Annotated in this window: 3 protein-coding genes and 1 pseudogene; all 4 read left to right on the plus strand. The window is 32.9% G+C overall.

The window, feature by feature from the left end; all coding sequences use genetic code 11:
• Positions 1 to 262 (plus strand): annotated as a pseudogene (locus ED2_RS14255) (replication protein); the annotation flags it as partial.
• On the plus strand, positions 259 to 408 hold the full coding sequence (locus ED2_RS15780) for a hypothetical protein (protein ID WP_060789919.1): 150 nt from the start codon (positions 259 to 261) through the stop codon (positions 406 to 408). The pseudogene ED2_RS14255 and the gene ED2_RS15780, both read left to right, overlap by 4 nt.
• 1,675 nt (positions 409 to 2,083) lie before the next feature.
• A complete protein-coding gene (locus ED2_RS14270; protein WP_010892285.1) occupies positions 2,084 to 2,245 on the plus strand; it encodes a hypothetical protein in 162 nt (53 codons plus the stop codon).
• 72 nt (positions 2,246 to 2,317) lie between these two features.
• On the plus strand, positions 2,318 to 2,748 hold a 431-nt coding region (locus ED2_RS14275; RefSeq protein WP_439709121.1), incomplete at its 3' end, for a Rep family protein.

Here is a 2,748-nt window from a genome sequence, read left to right on the forward strand (position 1 = left end):
ACTTGATGAAAGCCAAAAAAGAGAATTGAAGAATTTACTTTTAGATATAGTGGATGACTATAATTTGGTAAATACAAAAGATTTAATGGCTTTTATTCGCCTTAGGGGAGCGGAGTTTGGAATTTTAAATACGAATGATGTAAAAGATATTGTTTCAACAAACTCTAGCGCCTTTAGATTATGGTTTGAGGGCAATTATCAGTGTGGATATAGAGCAAGTTATGCAAAGGTTCTTGATGCTGAAACGGGGGAAATAAAATGACAAACAAAGAAAAAGAGTTATTTGCTGAAAATGAGGAATTAAAAAAAGAAATTAAGGACTTAAAAGAGCGTATTGAAAGATACAGAGAAATGGAAGTTGAATTAAGTACAATAATAGATTTATTGAGAGGAGGGATTATTGAATAAATAAAAGCCCCCCTGACGAAAGTCGAAGGGGGGTTTTATTTTGGTTTGATGTTGCGATTAATAGCAATACGATTGCAATAAACAAAATGATCGATGCTGTTTGGCAAAAAAAGAAAAAGTGATTAATTTATATTTTATTTATGGCGCTAATTTATTAGCGCTTTTTTTGTTGTCGGCTAGCCGACTTCTGATACATTTTTTTAAGCACAAAAACCACCCAATTTTGGAGTGGTGTGTAAGTGCGCATTGCTTTAAAAATGGCAATGAAAAAAACCCAAAGAAAATCTTAAAGGCGCACTTACACATCAAATAAATTGATGTCGTGCTAAACCCTAAAAACCTGTATAAGAAGTTGCCTTTGGCAACAACAAAAAAATAGACTATGGGGATTGGGGCAACGCCCCAAAAATAAAAAGAATCGTCTGAAACGAGGAACAAACTAAAATGTAAATTTTAGGTGTGACCGAGTGGAAGATGATTCTTTTTACCGTAAGTGTATATCCACTTACTAAGATCGCTATAATATATTATAACGTTTTTATTTACACGAGCAAAGCGAGTTTTTCCAACACGTCTAATCTAAAATATTGGCAATTTATACCATGGTTTTCATGGTATATAAGTGCGCCCTTAGGAAAATAATTTGAATATATTTCAGATTTTCAATCTGACTGCTCCTGTCATCGAGCAGACCGATGAGGAAAACAAAAATAGGACTAAACTTTTTTGTTTAGTCCTATTTTTGTTTTGAATAGTACTAGAATTTTATATCAAAGGCATACATATTAAATATATGAATTAGGAATTCAGTCCCTTAATGAACCCATGATAAAAATCAATATAATTCAACAAATTAGCGCAGATCACAGTAATACACAATAAAAGAATTATTATTTTAGTGGATTTTTTAAGATTGATTATTTCTTGATATTTAAAAATTAATATAATAACAAGAACTACTGAGGCCATTGATGAAATATCTACGATTAGCTCCATGATTGTATCACTCCTTTAAGTTTACTAAATTATCATAACATACTTCTTGTTTTAGTGTCCCTAGAAGGTCATATTTTGGGTTTTAAGCATTTTTGACTAACCGTACGGATAAATTTACTCAGGATTAATTAAAGGGCTGTAACGGGCTTAAAATCGTTTCTAAGAGGATTTAGCGTTTATTTCGTTTAGTTATCGGCATAATCGTTAAAACAGGGGTTCTGATTTGCGGAAAGGGTTTAAGCGTAGCGTCCCTTGTAGCTAATCAGGTTCGCTGTTAGATTATGAAAGCCGATGACTGAATGAAATAATAAGCGTAGCGCCCCTTATTTCGGTCGGAGGAGGCTCAAGGGAGTTTGAGGGAATGAAATTCCCTCATGGTTTTAAAATTGCTTGCAATTTTGCCGAGCGGTAGCGCTGGAAAATTTTTGAAAAAAATTTGGAATTTTGAAAAATGGGGGGGTACTACGACCCCCCATTAAGTGCCGAGTGCCAATTTTTGTGCCAAAAACGCTCTATCCCAACTGGCTCAAGGGTTTGAGGGGTTTTTCAATCGCCAACGAATCGCCAACGTTTTCGCCAACGTTTTTTATAAATCTATATTTAAGTAGCTTTATTGTTGTTTTTATGATTACAAAGTGATACACTATTTTTATAAAATTATTTGATTGGAGTTTTTTAAATGGTGATTTCAGAATCGAAAAAAAGAGTTATGATTTCTCTGACAAAAGAGCAAGATAAAAAATTAACAGATATGGCGAAACAAAAAGGTTTTTCAAAATCTGCGGTTGCGGCGTTAGCTATAGAAGAATATGCAAGAAAGGAATCAGAACAAAAAAAATAAGCGAAAGCTCGCGTTTTTAGAAGGATACGAGTTTTCGCTACTTGTTTTTGATAAGGTAATTATATCATGGCTATTAAAAATACTAAAGCTAGAAATTTTGGATTTTTATTATATCCTGACTCAATTCCTAATGATTGGAAAGAAAAATTAGAGAGTTTGGGCGTATCTATGGCTGTCAGTCCTTTACACGATATGGACGAAAAAAAAGATAAAGATACATGGAATAGTAGTGATGTTATACGAAATGGAAAGCACTATAAAAAACCACACTATCACGTTATATATATTGCACGAAATCCTGTAACAATAGAAAGCGTTAGGAACAAGATTAAGCGAAAATTGGGGAATAGTTCAGTTGCTCATGTTGAGATACTTGATTATATCAAAGGTTCATATGAATATTTGACTCATGAATCAAAGGACGCTATTGCTAAGAATAAACATATATACGACAAAAAAGATATTTTGAACATTAATGATTTTGATATTGACCGCTATATAAC

This window comes from Enterococcus durans NBRC 100479 = LMG 10746 (genome assembly GCF_001544215.1).
Classification (GTDB): domain Bacteria; phylum Bacillota; class Bacilli; order Lactobacillales; family Enterococcaceae; genus Enterococcus_B; species Enterococcus_B durans.

Bases quoted from the DNA above. Each gene is read 5' to 3' on its own strand.
- ED2_RS15780 (WP_060789919.1), top strand. From the start codon at position 259: ATGACAAACAAAGAAAAAGAGTTATTTGCTGAAAATGAGGAATTAAAA.
- ED2_RS14270 (WP_010892285.1), top strand. From the start codon at position 2,084: ATGGTGATTTCAGAATCGAAAAAAAGAGTTATGATTTCTCTGACAAAA.